The 17,631-nt window shown below is 45.9% G+C and carries 12 protein-coding genes, 1 tRNA gene and 2 pseudogenes; 11 read left to right on the top strand and 4 right to left on the bottom strand.

Annotated features, from left to right (window positions below; all coding sequences use genetic code 11):
- Positions 1-16 precede the first annotated feature (16 nt).
- Complete coding sequence (locus ATI45_RS12745; RefSeq protein WP_098419809.1) at positions 17-1,219, top strand: Fic family protein; 1,203 nt, start codon at positions 17-19, stop codon at positions 1,217-1,219.
- Between the two features lie 174 nt (positions 1,220-1,393).
- Here ATI45_RS12745 and ATI45_RS22690 read toward each other — a convergent pair whose 3' ends face one another.
- Positions 1,394-1,489, bottom strand: a complete 96-nt coding sequence (locus tag ATI45_RS22690) for a hypothetical protein (protein ID WP_228706248.1) — start codon at positions 1,487-1,489, stop codon at positions 1,394-1,396.
- A gap of 103 nt (positions 1,490-1,592) precedes the next feature.
- On the opposite strand from ATI45_RS22690, the gene ATI45_RS12735 reads away from it, so the two are divergent.
- Together ATI45_RS12735 and ATI45_RS12730 are read left to right on the top strand one after the other, a co-directional pair.
- Positions 1,593-2,960, top strand: a complete 1,368-nt coding sequence (locus ATI45_RS12735) for a HipA domain-containing protein (RefSeq protein WP_098419808.1) — start codon at positions 1,593-1,595, stop codon at positions 2,958-2,960.
- 5 nt (positions 2,961-2,965) lie between these two features.
- Positions 2,966-3,265 carry a helix-turn-helix domain-containing protein gene (locus ATI45_RS12730; protein WP_098419807.1) on the top strand — a complete coding sequence of 100 codons (300 nt, stop codon included), beginning with the start codon at positions 2,966-2,968 and terminating at the stop codon, positions 3,263-3,265.
- Positions 3,266-4,641: 1,376 nt separating this feature from the next.
- Here ATI45_RS12730 and ATI45_RS12725 read toward each other — a convergent pair.
- The gene (locus ATI45_RS12725; protein WP_098419806.1) at positions 4,642-5,937 is read right to left on the bottom strand and encodes an IS4 family transposase; all 1,296 of its coding nucleotides are present in this window, start codon (positions 5,935-5,937) and stop codon (positions 4,642-4,644) included.
- Between the two features lie 70 nt (positions 5,938-6,007).
- Between ATI45_RS12725 and ATI45_RS12720 the strand changes: the two are divergent.
- The 7 genes and pseudogenes from ATI45_RS12720 to ATI45_RS12690 all read left to right on the top strand — a co-directional run.
- A pseudogene (locus ATI45_RS12720) lies at positions 6,008-6,535 on the top strand (IS3 family transposase); the annotation flags it as partial.
- A gap of 64 nt (positions 6,536-6,599) precedes the next feature.
- The gene (locus ATI45_RS12715; RefSeq protein ID WP_098419805.1) at positions 6,600-6,914 is read left to right on the top strand and encodes a hypothetical protein; all 315 of its coding nucleotides are present in this window, start codon (positions 6,600-6,602) and stop codon (positions 6,912-6,914) included.
- 27 nt (positions 6,915-6,941) lie between these two features.
- A pseudogene (locus ATI45_RS12710) lies at positions 6,942-8,500 on the top strand (IS3 family transposase).
- A gap of 82 nt (positions 8,501-8,582) precedes the next feature.
- Complete coding sequence (locus tag ATI45_RS12705) at positions 8,583-10,286, top strand: CFI-box-CTERM domain-containing protein (protein WP_098419804.1); 1,704 nt, start codon at positions 8,583-8,585, stop codon at positions 10,284-10,286.
- Positions 10,283-11,443: a hypothetical protein gene (locus ATI45_RS12700; protein ID WP_098419803.1), complete on the top strand. Its 1,161-nt coding sequence runs from the start codon at positions 10,283-10,285 to the stop codon at positions 11,441-11,443. Before ATI45_RS12705 ends, ATI45_RS12700 begins: the two co-directional genes overlap by 4 nt.
- A 3-nt stretch (positions 11,444-11,446) precedes the next feature.
- On the top strand, positions 11,447-13,999 hold the full coding sequence (locus ATI45_RS12695) for an Hsp70 family protein (RefSeq protein ID WP_098419802.1): 2,553 nt from the start codon (positions 11,447-11,449) through the stop codon (positions 13,997-13,999).
- Positions 14,000-14,003: 4 nt separating this feature from the next.
- Positions 14,004-15,737, top strand: a complete 1,734-nt coding sequence (locus tag ATI45_RS12690) for an AAA family ATPase (protein WP_098419801.1) — start codon at positions 14,004-14,006, stop codon at positions 15,735-15,737.
- Between the two features lie 110 nt (positions 15,738-15,847).
- Here ATI45_RS12690 and ATI45_RS12685 read toward each other — a convergent pair.
- A tRNA-Leu gene (locus tag ATI45_RS12685) sits at positions 15,848-15,951 on the bottom strand.
- A 403-nt stretch (positions 15,952-16,354) separates the two neighbouring features.
- Positions 16,355-16,555: a hypothetical protein gene (locus tag ATI45_RS12680; protein ID WP_098419800.1), complete on the bottom strand. Its 201-nt coding sequence runs from the start codon at positions 16,553-16,555 to the stop codon at positions 16,355-16,357.
- Between the two features lie 119 nt (positions 16,556-16,674).
- On the opposite strand from ATI45_RS12680, the gene ATI45_RS12675 reads away from it, so the two are divergent.
- The gene (locus ATI45_RS12675; protein WP_098419799.1) at positions 16,675-17,451 is read left to right on the top strand and encodes an SH3 domain-containing protein; all 777 of its coding nucleotides are present in this window, start codon (positions 16,675-16,677) and stop codon (positions 17,449-17,451) included.
- The last annotated feature ends 180 nt before the right edge of the window (positions 17,452-17,631 follow it).

Raw genomic sequence — 17,631 nt, 5'->3', positions numbered from 1 at the left:
TTAAACCGGCCAAGTTATGACATCAAAGCTCGACATCACTCCCTTTATTCCTCAAGAGTCCGCGCTTCAACGGCATGGGATTTTTGATTTGGTGACCCAGCTTGATCGTCAGGCCGCACGGCTGACGGGCATGATGCCGACCGAAAGTGCCGACACAATCCGGCGTCACATGTCCGTCATTAACTCCTACTACTCCAATCTCATCGAAGGGAATCGAACGCTCCCCCATGAAATCCGGGAAGCCCAGCGTGGGCACTACAGCGAAGATCCGGTCAAACGGGATCATCAGCTGGAATCGGTCGCGCATATCAAGGTTCAGGAATGGATTGAAGGCCAGGAACTGACACTGGAAACGGTTTGTTCGACGGAGTTTATTCTCGCGCTTCACCGTCGGTTTTATGAGGGGCTTCCAGAGACTTTACGACAAGTACACGATGAGAGTGGGGTTGTCGCAATGGTTGAGCCGGGACACTGGCGGCAACAGAATGTGAAAGTCGGGAGACATATTCCTCCCGATGCCCAAGGGCTGGTGAGCTTGATGGAGGGGTTTTGTAATGAATATCGATCCGCCCGCTATTCAGGCCACAGCCGGCTGATCGGCTTAGCTTGCGCTCACCACCGTTTTTTATGGATTCACCCGTTTATGGACGGGAACGGTCGGGTAGTTCGGTTATGGACGGATGCCCTTTTCCGAGCGGTAGGCCTGGAAAGCTACGGCATCTGGTGCCTAAGCCGAGGGCTGGCACGTCAGTCTTCGGACTATAAAGCAGCCCTGGCGCAAGCGGATTACCCACGACAGGGTGAAACGGACGGTCGGGGCTATCTGAGCCAAGAGCGCCTGGCATTGTTCTGCAAATTCATTCTGGAAATCGCGCTGGATCAAGTTAGTTACATGACGGACTTGCTGGCTCTTGATGGGTTGCGCGCTAGAATGCGAAGTTATATCGAGGCTCGAAATGATGGTCGCATTCCTGGAATGATCGGTAAGCACAAGCCCATAACAGCACTGCTACTCTACAATGCGTTCCTGGCGGGCTCTCTGGAAAGGGCTGATGCCATTGAACTAACAGGGATGCCTGAACGCAGCGCTCGCCGCTTACTTGCACAACTAAAAGAAGATGGCTTGCTCAGCGAAACCAGTAGCCGATCCCCTTTAAAGTGGGAGATCCCAGAGCACGCAGAACCGTTTTATTTTCCGCAGCTCGCACCAGGTGCTTAGTGGTACGTGCGCCATCGAATGGGTTGGCGTTACCTGACGCGAGTGTCTAAAGCAATAGCTCGGACTCTAAAGGTGGCTGTCCCAAAGCCACGGACTGATTTCTTCGTGATAATCACGGCGCAGGACGTAGACGCTTTTTCCTTTCAGTTTGCCCACAAAATTCGAGATCGAATGTTAAGAGTGAACGCTGGCAATCAGGTGAACGTGATCGCCTTCTCCTTTGCACTCGATTAACTCCTTTCCCATTTGTTCGCAGGTTTCTCGAAAGATGGCTTCCCGCCAACAATGCTTGAAAACAAAATTACAGCTTTACTTGTAGAGATGAAATGCCAATCTGCTAATATTACAAGAATACTTGGAATATGGAATCTGTATGAATCTAACTTTACAAGTACATTGGGAAAATGAGTGGCACGATGCTGGCACCGTTCGGTTCCGTAAACCCGAAAATGGATTGCTTGGCGACCCTTTTTTCTCCTATGACACCAGATACACCGTAAATGCCCTGGAATATCTGGGTGATTTCAATGCGGAGAACCTGATCGATAAAACTGCAGTGGGTGTGAACCTGCCCTGCCATTTTGGCGGGGACTACCTCAATGGCGAAATTGCTCCCATATTACGCGACATTATTCCGCAAGGAGCCAGCAGGCGTCTGTGGGTGAAAATGATGGGTTACAGCCGTGATCCGGAGCAGACCATTGATACGCGATTGCTGTCTGAGGGATGCATTGCGCCGATTGGCAATCTGAGAATCAAAGAAGCGGCTGAGGCGTTCGCTGAACGACTGGCGGCGGCAGCGCCGGCTGTGCGGTTCACGCGAGAGCAGGTTTGCAGGCGCGCCGATAATCTGATTGAACACGCTCACAACCTTGGTATTGCAATCGGTGGCGCTACTGGTGCCGGTGGTGATGCCCCGAAACTGCTGATGGTTGAAACCCATGACGGCGATTTTGCGCTGGAAGGCACCGTCGCTGAGGCTGAAGTGAAGGAGCATTGGCTGGTCAAGTTCCCACGCGGGCGCAAGACCGAGGCGGATATGAACGTGCTCAAGGGCGAAGCGGCCATCTACAAGACACTCGAGCAAAGAAATTTCGACTCCATTAAAAACACCCGTATTGATGAGTGCAACGGTCAATACGCTTTATGGATGCCCCGTTTTGACCGAGAGGTGGTTGACGGGGTGATTGTGCGCAATGGCGTGGAGTCCATTTATTCCATGATGGGGAAGATTGGCGACGGAGCGGCTTTGGTTCATACCGACATCCTCGAAGCTCTGATTGAGAAGACGACCAAACCCCAAGCCAAGGATGCCCTGCTTGCTGACTATCTTGCTCGCGATCTTCTGAACTTTGCTGTTGGCAATAAGGACAATCATGGTCGCAATACCGCGTTGATTAAACGTGGAAAGGATATTGAACTCGCACCCGCTTATGATGTTGCGCCGATGGTTCTAGATCCTGAAGGCATTGCCATGACGACCCGATGGCCAAGGGAACTCTTACAATTAAATGGAGAACCGAACTATGTGGGGATTGTTGTTAAATACGCGGGTGACCTTGAGTTGGCTACGGATCTCCTGAGGGATCACCTGGTAAAGCTGGACAATATGACCGAAGCCTTGAGACGCAACGGGGCGCCGGAAGCAATGCTCAACGCCGGCAGGTTGAAGCTGAATCTGGCTGGCGAAGTGCTGATGGCTCTGAACACCCTGATTGAAGGTGGCCCGGCCCCGAGGTAACTGCTATGCCAAAACTCATGCAACCCGTAAGCAGTGAAGAGCGAATCCGAGCACGCGAAGAAATCTTTGCCGCGCTTGACCGCGGTGACCTCGAACTGGGTGGCGCGATCCGGCGTATGCGCCGTGAATGGACAGGCCTGAGCCAAGGACGCTTTGGCAAGATTGCAGGACTATCAGCCAATACGATGTCGGCCGTGGAACGGGATGCGGAAAGCGCGACAGTCAAAACGCTTAACCAGATTCTCAAACGCTTTGGGATGCGCCTGACACTGCGCCAAATTTCAGCAATTCCAAGTGATCATTAACGGAATTTGGAAAATCGGTGCGTATTCCAGCCAAGCATGTTCGCAAGTGGTGGCAATGCCTCTTCAGCGTAGTTTTGTTTTTAGGCTATCGGTAGAGGTGTCGACTGGTTAAGCCGGCGTTTACTGTGCCCGACAGGGGAGTTTCCGAATTCAGGGCAGGGTTCGTAACGTCAGGGTTAAGAAAAAGCAGTGAAAAATTTTGGGCACAACACGGGCACCGTTTGGACACAGGAAATAAAAAAGGCCCCACGCTTTCACGTAAGACCTTGAAAAATATGGCGCGCCCGACAGGATTCGAACCTGTGACCACTGCCTTCGGAGGGCGCGAATTTCACATGGCGGGAAGAGATGTTAATCGACATAAAGTGTGCTTATCAACAGTTTATGACCGCTGGAGTGAAAGATAAAAAACCCTTATAAAACCATTGTCTATACGTTTTAGACCACTTGTGGGCACACAAATGTCCGGTTTCTAATGTCAGACCTTGCCCAATCTGAGTTCTGCCCAAACCGAAAATTTCCGGTAAATTTACATAAACACGTGATAAAGATGCGTTAAAAATTGTCCGGTTTCAAATGTCGGATTTTTGCCACCAGCTCTCTCCACCGATGCGTCCGCTCATTGCACTTTTCCAACTTGCCTTAAGGATACGAAGTTGTAAAGCAATGATGGAGTCTAAGGTATACCGGGGTGGCATCTATTAGCGATTAATTGAAGGATGAGTATGAAACCCAGTTCCTACTTTGGCCGGATTCTGCAGAGGTGCACCCGGGGGGTATCATTACAGCTTGTTCTGTTTTTTCAACGCCAACTCAAAACTGACCCACTTAACGGTAATGTCGCCAGTTTAAAACTGACCCACCCTTGGCGCTTAAGTGTTGGTTAATAGATATTGGCTGCTTATAGTGGTTCAATGATTCCGGACACCAACGTAGGTGGTAATATCGCCACCATAAACGAGGTGTCTGATGAACAGAAAACGATGATCTTTTACGTCGGAGCAGCAGCGGATCCAGGAACTGGAAGCTCGTTGCGAGCGTTTGGAGCGCTGTGGAAAGGCCAGACATACCAAACCGGCTGAATCGTGAGTTCAGCGTCAGCCACCCAGGCCAGGTGTCAATGTCATCAACTTAAGCCCCAGAAGTCCATTATGATCCTCTGAGTCACCAAGATTGCCAATCGTGAGACAGCCTATTATTGAATCGACAGGCGATTAAAATCAGAGCCTAACCCGAAATCAGCGCCAAAGACCGTCAATGGTGTATTTGCCGGTGTGTCAGAGCGGTTTAAGCGTTATTCAGGGCGAGAACCATTCGACCGGTGGCCGGCACAGTCTGTCAGGAAGTCTTGTTATACGCCGCCGGGGTGGTGTCGGTCAGCGAGTCGGCTTGTACCCTTCACAGCCTTTGGTGGCCAGTCGTTTTCGGCGTCGTGGGCTACTTCGCCCGGGACGCACTGCACTCAAGCTGTTACCCAACAGGCGCCACAGGTTATCCAGGGCCTCACAGCTGGGCCTCACCAGAAGGGCGACGAGGGTATGCTTCAGGCGGGATACGCCCTGGGTGAAGTTAGCCTTCCAGGCCAGTTTCCGGTGTGCGGTTTTGCGCTCAATGTCGGGCTGCTGTAGGGCCTGCATCAGCAGGGCCAGGTTCTTGAGCAGTTGGCAGGCGTGGATGTCCTGCTGTACGGCACAGACCGTCCGGCCACTGACGTTTTCCAGGCTCAGGGTTTGCTTAAGCCGGCGGTAGTCGGTCTCGATGCCCCAGCGCCGTTGGTACAGGTCGGCAAAGAGCTCGGCGGGGAAGGCCCCGGTGTCCAGGAGTGAGGTGGCCAGCACTTCCGTTTCCCCGGTGGGCAGCGTCACCCGAATCAGCCGGATCTGGAGGGCCGTGTCCGGATCAACGCCGGACTGCCTACAGACCTGTCGGGATAACCCGTGCCGGCACGTCATCGAGACGGTGTCGTCGTCTTTTCCAGAATCCACAAACGCGCGGACTTCTCGGGAATGGGTCAGTGTCAGGCGCATCAGGAATTGCTGTTCACAGCGCTGTAGCTCGGAAAAGAGCCAGTGGGCGGGATAGCCCCGATCAAACAGAATCAGACTGTGGTCAGGAGCATGCTTCAGGTGCATGCTGGCACAGCCCCGCTCATCCACATCCGGCGTGATCAGGAGGGTGTGCAGAGCCTGATTGGACAGCAGGTCTTGCAGGACCGACACTCGGGCCACCGGCAACCCGTTGTGGGTACCAAAGTGCCGGGCCAGTGGGTCTTCCAGCGGCAAGTGCATGCTGGAGCCGTCCACGGCCAACAGGCGCAGGCCCTGCCAGGTCTTGTGCAGCCCCAGCTCATCCATCTGGGCCTGCAGGGCGCTGTTGAGAGCCTCAAAAACTGACGCGCTGAGCTTCTGGCGGGCTTTGCTGAAAGCTTGGGCGGTGACCACCTGGGTTTCAAAGGTCGAGCCATTGAGCGCCTGAAAGAAGGCATCCAGTTCGGTTTGCAGGGCGCTTTTGGGCTGATTCAGCAGAAACAGGATCAGATTGCGGAAGGTCAGATGGCGTTTGCGGGTAAAGTGCTTCGGATGGGTGCGATGCTGGGCAATAAACTCGGGGCAGCTCAGTAAGCTGGTTATTTTATGTACAATTTTCGGAAAGAATGTCGGTTGGGTTGTCAAACGTTGTTTTTTTATTGTGCTCCATAGGGCATTTCCTCGTTGATGGTTGGGCTCTAATTATATGATATTTTTAGAGAAATGTCTTAAGTTGATGACATTGGGCCAGGTGTGGTGCGGTGACATCACTTATGTATGGGCTGGTCAGCGATGGAGCTATCTTGCGGTCGTTCTGGATCTTTACGCCCGCCGGGTAGTTGGCTGGGCGCTATCAGATCGGCCTGATGCCGAGCTGGTAGCAAAAGCACTGGATCATGCATATGAGCAACGAGGAAAGCCGACTGGGGTCATGTTCCACTGGGACCAGGGCAGTCAGTACGCAAGCCGATTATTCCGTCAGAGGCTCTGGCGTTATCGCATGGAGCAAAGCATGAGTCGCCGGGGAAATTGCTGGGACAATGCCCCAATGGAGCGGGTCTTTCGCAGCTTGAAGAGCGAATGGATTCCGTCACTCGGTTACCGATCAATTCCGGATACACGAAAAGATATTGGCGACTACCTGATGGACTACTACAACCGGCAGCGCCCTCATACTTTCAACGGCGGCTTGCCACCTGTGATCGCGGAAGAAAAACTTAAGATACAGTCCGGGGTTAGTTGACCACTACAGTATATATACTAGTGAGGTTGCTTTTGATGAGAAAATTTTTCATAGAGGTAGTTTTATGAATGATCAAGAAAGTTTGCAAATTCTTGAAAAAACTGTTGTTTCACTGCTCGCTAGTAAAGATATTAAAGGCTTCCGATGGGCTGACAAAAATGAGTTTATAGACGAGCAGTTTTTTGTAACTTGCTTGGTAATCGACTGTGATGCGAGTTTTTATTACTGGGAGTTAGATGGCGAGGACGAAATATTCTGTGCAATTGAGCACCTTGGATATTTCCCTGAACCTTTAGACAATACTTATATTGGTTTCTACAGCAGTAAGGAGGCCCCCTCTGTCAGGATAGATGTCGCCCTCGCTGATACACTCTATTAATAATTCAGGGAGCGACAGGAGATCGATATGCCTCGTTATTCCGAAGAGCGACGTCAGGCCGTTATGGCCAAATTGTTGCCACCTTACAACCAAAGCGTGGAAGAGGTTGCCGAACAAGGAGGCATCTCATCTGCCACCGTTTACAAGTGGCGCAAGGCCGCGCGCGCTGAGGGCCGCTGCCTACCTGATGCTCGTGATCAGGGAGCGGATAGATGGTCATCCCGTGACAAGTTTGCAGCGGTGGTCGAGACGGCCGCCATGAACGCTGAAGACCTCGCTATGTACTGCCGTCAACGTGGTCTGTACCCCGAACAGCTTCAGCGCTGGCGCCAAGACTGTGAGCAGGCAGCCAGCCTCTCACACCAGGAGCGACAACGAGAGGCCGACGAATCCAAGCAACAGCGCAAGCGTATTCAAATGCTTGAACGTGAGTTAAGGCGCAAGAACGACGCGTTGGCGGAGACAGCGGCGCTGCTAACACTGTCAAAAAAAGCACGGGCGATCTGGGGGGACGAGGAGTCATGATCAGTATCGAAGATCGCCAAAAAGCCGTGACACTGATCTCTGAAGCCTGCCAACATGGGGCCTCTTGTACCGCAGCGTGTGGAATCCTGGGTATCTCCATTCGCACGCACCAACGCTGGACCCGGGAGGGTGACGTCAACACAGACCAGCGCTCTGTTGTCGAACGACCCAGGCCTGCGAACGCGCTGACCGCCGAGGAAGAAGCGTGCATACTCGCACAGTGCCATCGGCCTGAGTTTGCGGACCTGCCCCCGGATCAAATCGTGGTGCGACTGATGGATGAAGAGCGGCTCTATCTCGCCTCGGTATCCAGTTTCTATCGCGTGCTGAGAAAGCATGGCGAGCTGGCCCATCGCGGTCGCACCAAAGCTCGTAAGACTTACCCGGCGCCAACCACCCACCATGCCACGTCGCCCAATCAAGTGTGGTCCTGGGACTGCACTTGGCTGCCCGGGCCGGCCAAAGGGACCTATTACTACCTGGTAATGATCCTCGACATCTTCAGCCGCAAAGTAGTGGGCTGGGAGGTGTTTCTGGCCGAGTCAGCCGAGAACTCCCGCACCGTCATTGAGCGTGCGGTGTTGTCTGAGAAGATCATCAATCAACCGCTGGCGCTGCACTCGGATAATGGCAGCCCGTTCAAAGGGGTCACCTTGCTGGAGAAGTTACGCGACCTGCAGATCGCCCCCTCATTTAGCCGGCCCCGCGTCAGCAATGACAATGCTTTTTCTGAGGCGTTGTCCAAAACCTGTAAATATATGCCGGGTTACCCTGCTAGTAAGTTCACAGGCCTGACCGAAGCCAGACAATGGGTTCATAGCTTTGCCCAGTGGTATGACTATACACACCGCCACAGCGCTCTGCGTTACGTCACACCGGCACAACGCCACTCCGGTGAGGACACGGCGATTCTGGCACAACGGCACAGTCTGAATCAGGCCGCACGAGCCGCAAAACCAGAGCGCTGGAGTGGCAATACACGCAACTGGACACCGGCAGCGGTGGTCACCTTAAACCCGGAGCGAAAAGAGGCGCTGGTTGCCATGGAGGTTGCAGCTTAAGAATTGAGCATGGGCGACAGATAGCTTGACAGTTACCGCAATTGACGATTTATATTGTCTTTAAAGGGTTGGATTTTAATAGATGGAAATAATAAAGCAAAACCCATACCGAGTTTTAGGATTGCTAGCGAACGCTAAAGAGCGGAAAATTCAAAAGCAGATATCAGTCATAAATAGATTTCTTGAAGTAGGGAAGTCGAAAACGTTCGAATATGACTTCAAAGTCATAGGTGACTTAAAAAGAGATCTAGAGATTGTTCAAGAAGCAGCAAACAAGATAGAGCAAGTGAACAGGAAAATAGAATATGCTTTGTTTTGGTTTTTAGAATCGAGTACCTTCGATGAATTAGCTATAAGTCATCTGATCGATGGAAATAAAGAAAAAGCGACTGATTTGTGGGAAAGAACCCTAAAAGAGGGTGTGACTACTAAAAACATATCCTCATATCAAAATATTTCAACTATCTATATGGCATCCGCTATTGTCACCGGCCAGCTAGACCTTAATCTTTTGAAGAAAGGTCTGGATTTAAAAGGGAAAATGTTCAGTTCAGGCTATGCCTGCAAGTTTTTTGAAATATTTGTAGATGAAGGGCTGATTGTAGATCAAGAATCTATTGTTAAGACGTTTATTGATAATGTTATACTAAATGTTGAGAGATTTCTTGGTAGAAATAAATTTCGAAAAGCGAAAACAATAATAAATTTATTTTCAAGTTATCCAGCTTATGTAAATAAATATTTGGTTGGGAAGTATTTAGATGAGCCGATTAAACAGTTACAATCTCAAATAGAAGAGTGCAAGATAAAAAGAAAAAACAATAATGCTGAATCAGATATTGTTGGAATAAAGCTATATTCCTCGTCTAAGGATCAAGTAGAGTTTTTGAAAGAGCTGCTAGGAAAAGCTGACATGAAATATCAAATGGCAGTTGACAGCTTAGCTGATGAAATAATGCAATGCTCTATTGATTACTTCAATGAGTGGAGGGATTCTGAGACCAATGATCCGGGGGCGAAGGCATTAAAAGTTGCAGAGCTGGCGAAGTTATTAGAGCCCACGGGCAGGATTAAACAAAAAATTAATGATAATTACAATGTAATAAAAGAATGGGTTGATGACCTGCCAGAAAGAGAATTGCAGAAAAGGTTATCTGGACTTATTGACGAGATAATGCATCAAATAAATATATTTGATGAATCGGCGATAACTAAAGACTTTCTGATAAAGTTCTTAGTTAGCACTAAGCCGAAATTGAACGAGATAAAGGATATACTTGGATCGAGCGACGAATTTTATTTGAAAATTTGTGACGGTGTTGTTTCTAGAGTTAGAGGCGGGGCGGTAGAAATATTTAACACTAGTCAGCAAGATGTTATTAATGGGAAGCTGCAGTTACAGTCATTCAAGGTTATTGTGGTAAGCCTCACGCGATTAGAGAAAGATCTTCTAGATTATGATATGACTGATGAAGTCCGAAGCAGAATAAGAGAAGATATAAATACAGTATCGAGTACAGAGTTCCAAGTGGATAGTGCTATCAAAAAATCATCTGGAGGATGTTATATTGCAACCATGGCGTATGGTGATTATGAGCATCCCCAGGTTGTAAGGTTGAGAAAATATAGGGATGAAGTTATTTCAAAATCATTTGCCGGGCGTGTATTTATAAAGATTTATTATATATTATCTCCAAAATTAGTGTGCTTGTTAAAGGATGCATCTATTGTGAATACACTCATTCGCGCGACACTGGATAAATGCATCAAGGTGATAGACAAATGATTAATAGAATTTTTTTATTCATTATAATTTTTTGCTCTGCGCCAGTAGTAGCTGATAACACTAAAGTGGCGGAGACCGTTGACTTGAAAACACCCCTAGGGTCATTTTTTCAGATATATAGTCCCGAATATATTTATAGTGATAATTTAGTGATAATTCCGGATGGTAAGTTATTGAGTTATCAATATTTTAATAAAAAAAATAATGAAGAGCTTATAAATAAATTAGAAAACGAAATTTTATGGCTAGAGGTTGTCGTTAAGAGGAATGATAAAACAAATTCGGATAGCTTCGATGTGTTAACTAATAAGCTAAACGATACTGTTGAATCAGTTATAAATATCGAAAAAATAATAGAAGATAACCGAGATCAAGCTGAAGATAAAATAAAAGAGTTAGCGAAGGCTCAGGTAGTTACTCAAAATGAGACGAACTCTAAGATTTTAATTGTCGAATCAAAATATAATACTCTCGATTCCTACTTAAATACTTTAAGATCTAAAGTAAATGTCGTAGAGGGAAATGTGAAAGATGATATTGGAAGAGTAAAAAATGAGTTAGTTCTAAATACCGAGTCATTAAGAGAGGAAATTTTTGTATATATTATATTGTTTTTAGTATTTTCTTTTATTGTGACCTTGATTTTGATGTTTTTAGCTATATTTTTTAAGCGTAAATTAGCTCACCAGAAATCAGAGTTTTCTGCTAATCTTGGAGGTTTAAAAAACTATTTTGATGAAAGTTACGCAGGTTTAGATGGCAGACTTCTAGAAATAATTAGCAGTAAAGTAGATCCAGTTAATTCAAGCCAAGATCGTACCGGTAAAGAAAAGGATCATTCTTTAGTTATAAAAGTCGCGGATGAGGTAGTAAGAATAGAGCACAACATTTCCAGAATGGATAAAAAAACAAAAGGCCTAAAGCAACTTTCAGCTTCAGTCACTAGGATAAAAGACAATTTTCATTCCAATGGATATGAAATAGTGGAAATGCTGGGTGAAAAGTATAGTAATGGTTACAGAGCGTCGGTTGAGTTTGTTGATGATGAAAATCTAGAACCCGGCGAGCAAATTATATCAAGAGTCATAAAGCCGCAAATAAATCACCAAGGCTTAATGGTACAGTCAGCACAAATAGAAGTAAGTCAGGGAGCCTAAATAATGTCTAGAACCAAAATTGATTATGGTATTGATCTCGGCACAACGAACTCAGCTATCTCAAGAATGGAGCAAGGTGAAGCTGTTATAAAGAAGACTGATACTTTGGCCGATACTCTGCCTTCTTGTGTAAATTTCAATAGAAAGAAGGTTGTCCGTGTTGGTGAGTCGGCACTTACCGCATTAAAGAAAGAAAGAAGAGATGCCATGCATAGGATGGACTCTTTAGAAGTAAATACATTTAGTGAATTCAAGCGAACTATGGGCTCTGATAAGGGATATTACAGTTCCCACTTGACTAAAGATTTTAGCTCTGAAGAGTTGTCTGCTGAGGTTCTTAAAACCTTAAAGTCGTTTATTACTGACGAGCAAATTGGCGCGATTGTAATAACCGTTCCTGCTAAGTTCACCATAAACCAAAAAGATGCAACCTTAAGGGCAGCGATTGAGCATGCGGGGTTTAACCAGTGTGAGCTTTTACAAGAACCCATAGCGGCATCCATGGCGTATGGATTAAGCGAGGATAGTGAGGATGGCTACTGGCTGGTTTTTGACTTTGGTGGAGGCACATTTGATGCTGCTCTGATAAAAGTTGAAGATCAGATAATGAAGGTTATTGATACGGAGGGAGATAATTACCTAGGTGGTAAGACTTTAGATGAAGCTATTGTCGATGAAATAATATTTCCCTATATTTCCGAACGATTCAATTTAAACTCCATATTAGGCGATGATTATAAGAAGAGTGTTTTTAGAGATGGTCTTAAAGAATACGCGGAAGAGGCAAAGGTACAGTTATCATTTAAAGATTCTCACAACATTTTAACTGATTTAGAGGTTTTTCCCAAAGATGATGATGGAGACGATATCGAGTTAGACATTACCCTAACCCGCGATATGGTTGGATCAACTATTAGGCCGATTTTTCAGAAATCCATTGATATATGTAAAGATCTGCTGGAAAGAAATGGATTGAACGGTAAATCTCTTAACACTTTATTGCTCGTAGGTGGCCCTACGCATTCCTCTATTCTGAGAGAAATGCTTACAGAGCAGATTACAAAGCCAAACGTTAGTGTTGATCCGATGACAGTTGTTTCTAGGGGGGCAGCATTGTTTGCATCAACAGTATCTATTTCGGATGATGTCAGAGAGAAAACAAGGGATAATACAAAAATACAATTAGATTTCGGTTATGAGACAACTTCAGTTGAAGACGAAGAGTTCGTTACGGTAAAAATGCTAAAAGAAAAAATGACCGGTGAAATTCCTGAAAGTGTATATATTGAGATCGTTAGAGGTGATGAAGGGTGGTCCAGCGGTAAGCTTGAAGTCGACGGAATAGGTGATGTTGTTGAAGTAAAGCTGATGGAAGGTAAGCCGAATGCGTTCAAGGTGCTGGCTTATGATGATAAGGGTAACTTACAGGCCTCAGAGCCGTCAGAGTTTACCATTATCCAAGGAGCGAAAGTTGGAAGCGCAACACTACCTTTCTTTATCGGTATTGAGATAAAAAGTAAAGCGTCAGGCCGCTTAGTATTCAAAAGCATTGATGGTTTAGAGAAAAATCAAAGTACGCCTGCTATTGGTATGGCTGATAAATTAACAACACAAAAACAAGTTCGCCCCGGATTAAAAGATGACTTTATTAAAATTCCCTTATATCAGGGGCCTTACGGCGCGAATGGAACGCCAGCAATTAATAATGAGCACATTTATGATGTGATAATTTCAGGTGAAGACCTTCCAAGAATGCTTCCTGCCGGTAGCAACCTGAAACTGACAGTCAGAGTGGATAGGTCAGAACGTATGACTCTGTCAGTTTATTTTCCAGCGTTAGATCATACTGAGGAAATAGTGGTACCAAACACTACGACTCAGAAAGAGATTGGTGCTAATTGGCTGGAAAGCGAAATTAAAAAGGCACGAAACGCTATTGTTATTGTTAGGCAAGAAGATATCGTTGAAGATAAGGATAAGATTTCCGAGATTGAGGCTGAGCTTGATAAAGTTAAAAGGCATTTCGATCAAAATAGAAATGACTATGATCGTAAGAAAGACGTACTTGAAAGTTTGAAGCCAGTTTTAAACAAAATTGACGAGCTTCAAATGTCTAGTGAGTGGCCGAAGGTAGAGCAAGAGTTGAAGGAGGTCTTTTATCGATTGGAAGAAGCATGTGAAGAGTTTAATAACCAGAACGGGAAGGCTCTGCTGTCGCAGTTTAAGACTCAAATGCCTGTAGTAATTAGGGAAAAAGACGTAAGTTTAGCCCAAGATTTGATCAGCAGCATGCGAAGTCTCAATTTGGCAATTTTAGATGAGGGGCTTGGTGCCCAGATGGAAGTTGGTTACTTGAATAGTTTTAATGATGAGTTCGAAACTCTTGACTGGCTTGATAGAGAGAGAGCAAGGATGGTTCTTAATCAAGGGTTGCGGTTGGCAGTAAATAGCCCAGTAAAAGAAGAACTCAGGCAAATCGTGATCGAGTTGTTCAGGCTCCTACCTGAAGCTGATAAGACTATCGTTATCGGTGATGGTAATGAGCTGATAGGTTGACATTATGACGGTCAAAAATATCTTAGAAAAAGATGAAAGCTTAATTACCGGATATAAAGTTAAATTCTTCATTGGCGGTAATAAATTCGTTCAAAAATACAGAGTTAATTCTGTTGGCGGAGGTGTGTTTTTCCTTTTTCTCTACAACAGCTCAAAGCTAAAGCGAGGGCAACTTACCAAGACAGGCCTTAAGCAAACAGAAATTTTATATTTGTTCGATGACATATCTATTGTTAAGTGTGTCGAGGAAGGTCAAGTTGTTAAGAACAATAAAAGGTATCACTATTTAGTAGCGAAGTTCATACCTGGGGAAAGCCTTCAAGAACGTTTAGAGCGTGATGGGGCTCTTTCTCAATATGCTGCTGTGCCTATCGCAATAAAAATATTGAAAGCTTTAAGCTTGTTGCATGACCACAAGAATGTGGTTGTACATAATGATATAAATCTGGAAAATATTTGGCTAGATTATTCCACTGATTTTGAAATTCCAGTTTTGTCAGGTTTTTCCTCTGCCTGTTATATTTCAGACAAAATTAATGGGTTTGACTTGGGGTGTTTAAACCCTTTTTATATTGCACCCGAGTTATATAATGGTGTTTTTTCGCCTCAAAGTGATATTTTTGCAGTTGGCGCGCTTCTATATCACTTAATAATAGGGGTTCCTCCCTGGTATGTCGAGATTCCAAGATACCAGAGAGGCGAAGAGGAAGAGGTCGAAGCGGTAGAGGATTCTAGACGTAATAGGCTAAATTTTGGGCGTTCTGGCTCGAGTTTTTTTATAGATGACAGCTTAAAGGCAGCATTGCAGAAGTCTTTATCACTTGATGTGGATAATCGTTACGCTACGGCGATAGATTTTATAGAAGATCTTTTAGGTAAAGAGCAGCCTACGGCGACGTGTTCAAGTACAGAAAGAGGAACAGCGTCGCGAAGTGATGGTAAAGGAGCTCAGGGGTTTTCAGCAATTGCAGGGATGCAGGATCTAAAGGATATTTTGTATAATGATGTTATTCGGGCGCTTAATGAACCAGAGCTTTATAAACGTTATGGAGTTACGATACCTAATGGCGTGCTTCTATATGGTCCGCCAGGTTGCGGAAAAACCTTCATTGCTGAGCGTTTCTCCGAGGAAGTAGGGTTTAACTTCTTAAAACTCAAACCTTCTGATTTAAAGAGTAAATGGGTAAATGATACTGAGTTAAAAATTGCCTCCGTTTTTAATGAAGCTGTAATTAATGCTCCATCGATAATATTTATTGATGAGTTTGATGCTGTTGTTCCTAGTCGCGAAAAAAATTTACACGAAATGAACGCCTCTGCTGTTAATGAGCTCCTGACTCATATGTCAAGCTGCTCCGAGAGAGGTGTTTTTGTAATTGCTGCGTCTAACCGGCCTGAGAAAATTGATCCAGCCATTTTGAGAACTGGTCGAATCGATAGAATGGTTTACTTACCGCCTCCAGATTATGAGGCCAGGGCGGCAATGTTTGAGATTTACCTAGAAAATCGTCCAATAGATCTGTCGATAGATTATTATGAATTAGCCTTCTTGACAAATAATTATGTGTCTAGTGACATAAAGTTTTTGGTCGATGAAGCATCTAGAGTAGCATTGAAATCAAAAATTCGTATAACTCAGTCTATGCTGAAATCTGTTATAGATATTACTAATCCATCTGTTTCATACTCAGAAATTGAAAGATATAGACAGTTAAGTGAAAGTTTTGACGGGTTATGAGTAATGTGCAGTGTCATAATGAGGTGATATGTGGATAGCCTAGAGTTTAAAAAAGTATTGTAAAGTAGGTGTTGCAACCGCTAGGCAAATCCATGCGAGCGGCTAAAAAATGGTGCCCGGAGCCGGAGCCGGAGCCGGAGCCGGAATCGAACCGGCACGACCAATGGTCTCAAGATTTTAAGTCTTGTGTGTCTAACAATTCCACCATCCGGGCACTTATTTCTCCACGATGCACCCCTCCTTCGCCAGAGTATGCATCTGTCAGTAAGCGTTGCCGGACACGCCGGCGATTTGCCAGTCAGTGATATACTATTGCCAGATACGTGTTCGTTCAGTTGGGGTCATGCTGATTCCTTATGAAGTTGGTGAGGAATCAGTGTGTGCAATCGGCGAGTTGGAATGTAGGTGCTGATTTATTGGCGATTACGGAAAAAACACGTACATCGAACCATGGTGATTGATCGTGAAAATGATCGGTATGTAGAGAAAGGAACGGACTACGAATCCGATGAGGTTATTCATCAGTGTGAGGAGCCGCTGTCTCAGCACCAAGGTCATGGTTCTGCGAGGGGCCGCAAGCAAAAGCATTAACAATCGCAGGCACCGCGACGCCTTTTTTATTGTGGCTTCGCCTTCATTCCAAAGCCGCGCATGCTGCGGGCGTTATGCTCCGAGGAGTTATTTGCAATGGGGTTGGTCACGGTGCGCGCGGTTTGGCTCAGCGACGTGTGTTGGTTCAGGCAATGGCCCAACAGGGCCAGCCCGCCATGGGGTGTATAGACTTCGGTCTTCGATTGCTGGAGAGTGAAGGCGCGCATGGGCCGATGCACTGACTGGGTGAATGGATGTCAGGAGCTATTATACCGTCTGAAGCCTTTCTATTGCAGGCTTTGAGGGAAATTCGGGACGCGTAAAGTCACGGATTCAGGAGGAAGTTATGTTTTTTACTCAGCGCTTTTTACTAAAAATATGTCTAATATTTGCCTTTTCAATTATACCCGTTAGTCAAGTAAACGCTGGTTTCTGGGATAACATCTCGAATGTTTTTTCTGGTGATTCTGATTCTGAGTTATCACCCAAGTCGAATCCAGTAATGCATGTTACTGCAAAAGCATTGAATGTGCGGGCGCAGCCGAATACACAAGCAAAAATTGTTGGCAGATTTATCCGTTATCAAGACATTTACCAATTAACAAGCCCGAATCTTGGTTGGGCTTATGTCAGGGATAGAAGTTCGCAGATCAAAGGGTATGTCAGCACTAAATACATTGATCAAGGTAGTGGTTGGTCTGCATGGTTAAGAGCTTGCCGGGCTACTGGAATAACACGACCACGAAATGGTCATGTTTTGACGAAGCCAGGATACGGTAAACACTCTCTAGTTGTGAACAACTCTCCTGGAGCCGATGCACTAGTGAAATTAAAAGATGTGTCCGGACAGACCATAATTTCTATGTACGTTCGAGCAGGGCAGACTGCTAAGGTCAACGTTCCAGATGGGCGTTATCAATTCCAATATGCGTCTGGAAAAGAATTTAGTCGTAGTTGCGGCAGATTTCTCGTTGATATGGTTGCCTCCAAAGATCCAAACTACCAGGACTTCGTCGCTGAACGAAGATACAACGGCACCGCCTATATGCAGCAGACCTACACGCTTCAACGAGTTACAGGTGGTAATTTCAGTCCAAGATCGATGAATGCGAGCGATTTCTGAAACGACAGTTAAGGGAGTGACAGTCTTGCTTAACATGGGCTTATAAAAATCAATCGAACCAACGGCGCTGTTTTAGATGAGGAGGCGTCAGCTTTAGGTATGATATTGAAGGGGTGTTTAATCAGGGTGAATTTATCTGTAACCTGAATCCGTGACTTCAGTCACCAGTCACGTGCGCTA

This window comes from Marinobacter sp. LV10MA510-1 (assembly GCF_002563885.1).
Taxonomy (GTDB): Bacteria; Pseudomonadota; Gammaproteobacteria; order Pseudomonadales; family Oleiphilaceae; genus Marinobacter.
Note: the sequence above shows the minus strand (reverse complement) of the source record. Positions and strands in the feature narration are given on the sequence as shown.

What these genes read in the sequence shown, in the direction of transcription:
- ATI45_RS12735 (WP_098419808.1), top strand. Translation starts at nt 1,593, where the DNA reads ATGAATCTAACTTTACAAGTACATTGGGAAAATGAGTGGCACGATGCT.
- ATI45_RS12690 (WP_098419801.1), top strand. Translation starts at nt 14,004, where the DNA reads ATGACGGTCAAAAATATCTTAGAAAAAGATGAAAGCTTAATTACCGGA.
- ATI45_RS12730 (WP_098419807.1), top strand. Translation starts at nt 2,966, where the DNA reads ATGCCAAAACTCATGCAACCCGTAAGCAGTGAAGAGCGAATCCGAGCA.
- ATI45_RS12700 (WP_098419803.1), top strand. Translation starts at nt 10,283, where the DNA reads ATGATTAATAGAATTTTTTTATTCATTATAATTTTTTGCTCTGCGCCA.
- ATI45_RS12680 (WP_098419800.1), bottom strand. Translation starts at nt 16,555, where the DNA reads ATGCGCGCCTTCACTCTCCAGCAATCGAAGACCGAAGTCTATACACCC.
- ATI45_RS12715 (WP_098419805.1), top strand. Translation starts at nt 6,600, where the DNA reads ATGAATGATCAAGAAAGTTTGCAAATTCTTGAAAAAACTGTTGTTTCA.
- ATI45_RS12695 (WP_098419802.1), top strand. Translation starts at nt 11,447, where the DNA reads ATGTCTAGAACCAAAATTGATTATGGTATTGATCTCGGCACAACGAAC.
- ATI45_RS12745 (WP_098419809.1), top strand. Translation starts at nt 17, where the DNA reads ATGACATCAAAGCTCGACATCACTCCCTTTATTCCTCAAGAGTCCGCG.
- ATI45_RS12705 (WP_098419804.1), top strand. Translation starts at nt 8,583, where the DNA reads ATGGAAATAATAAAGCAAAACCCATACCGAGTTTTAGGATTGCTAGCG.
- ATI45_RS12675 (WP_098419799.1), top strand. Translation starts at nt 16,675, where the DNA reads ATGTTTTTTACTCAGCGCTTTTTACTAAAAATATGTCTAATATTTGCC.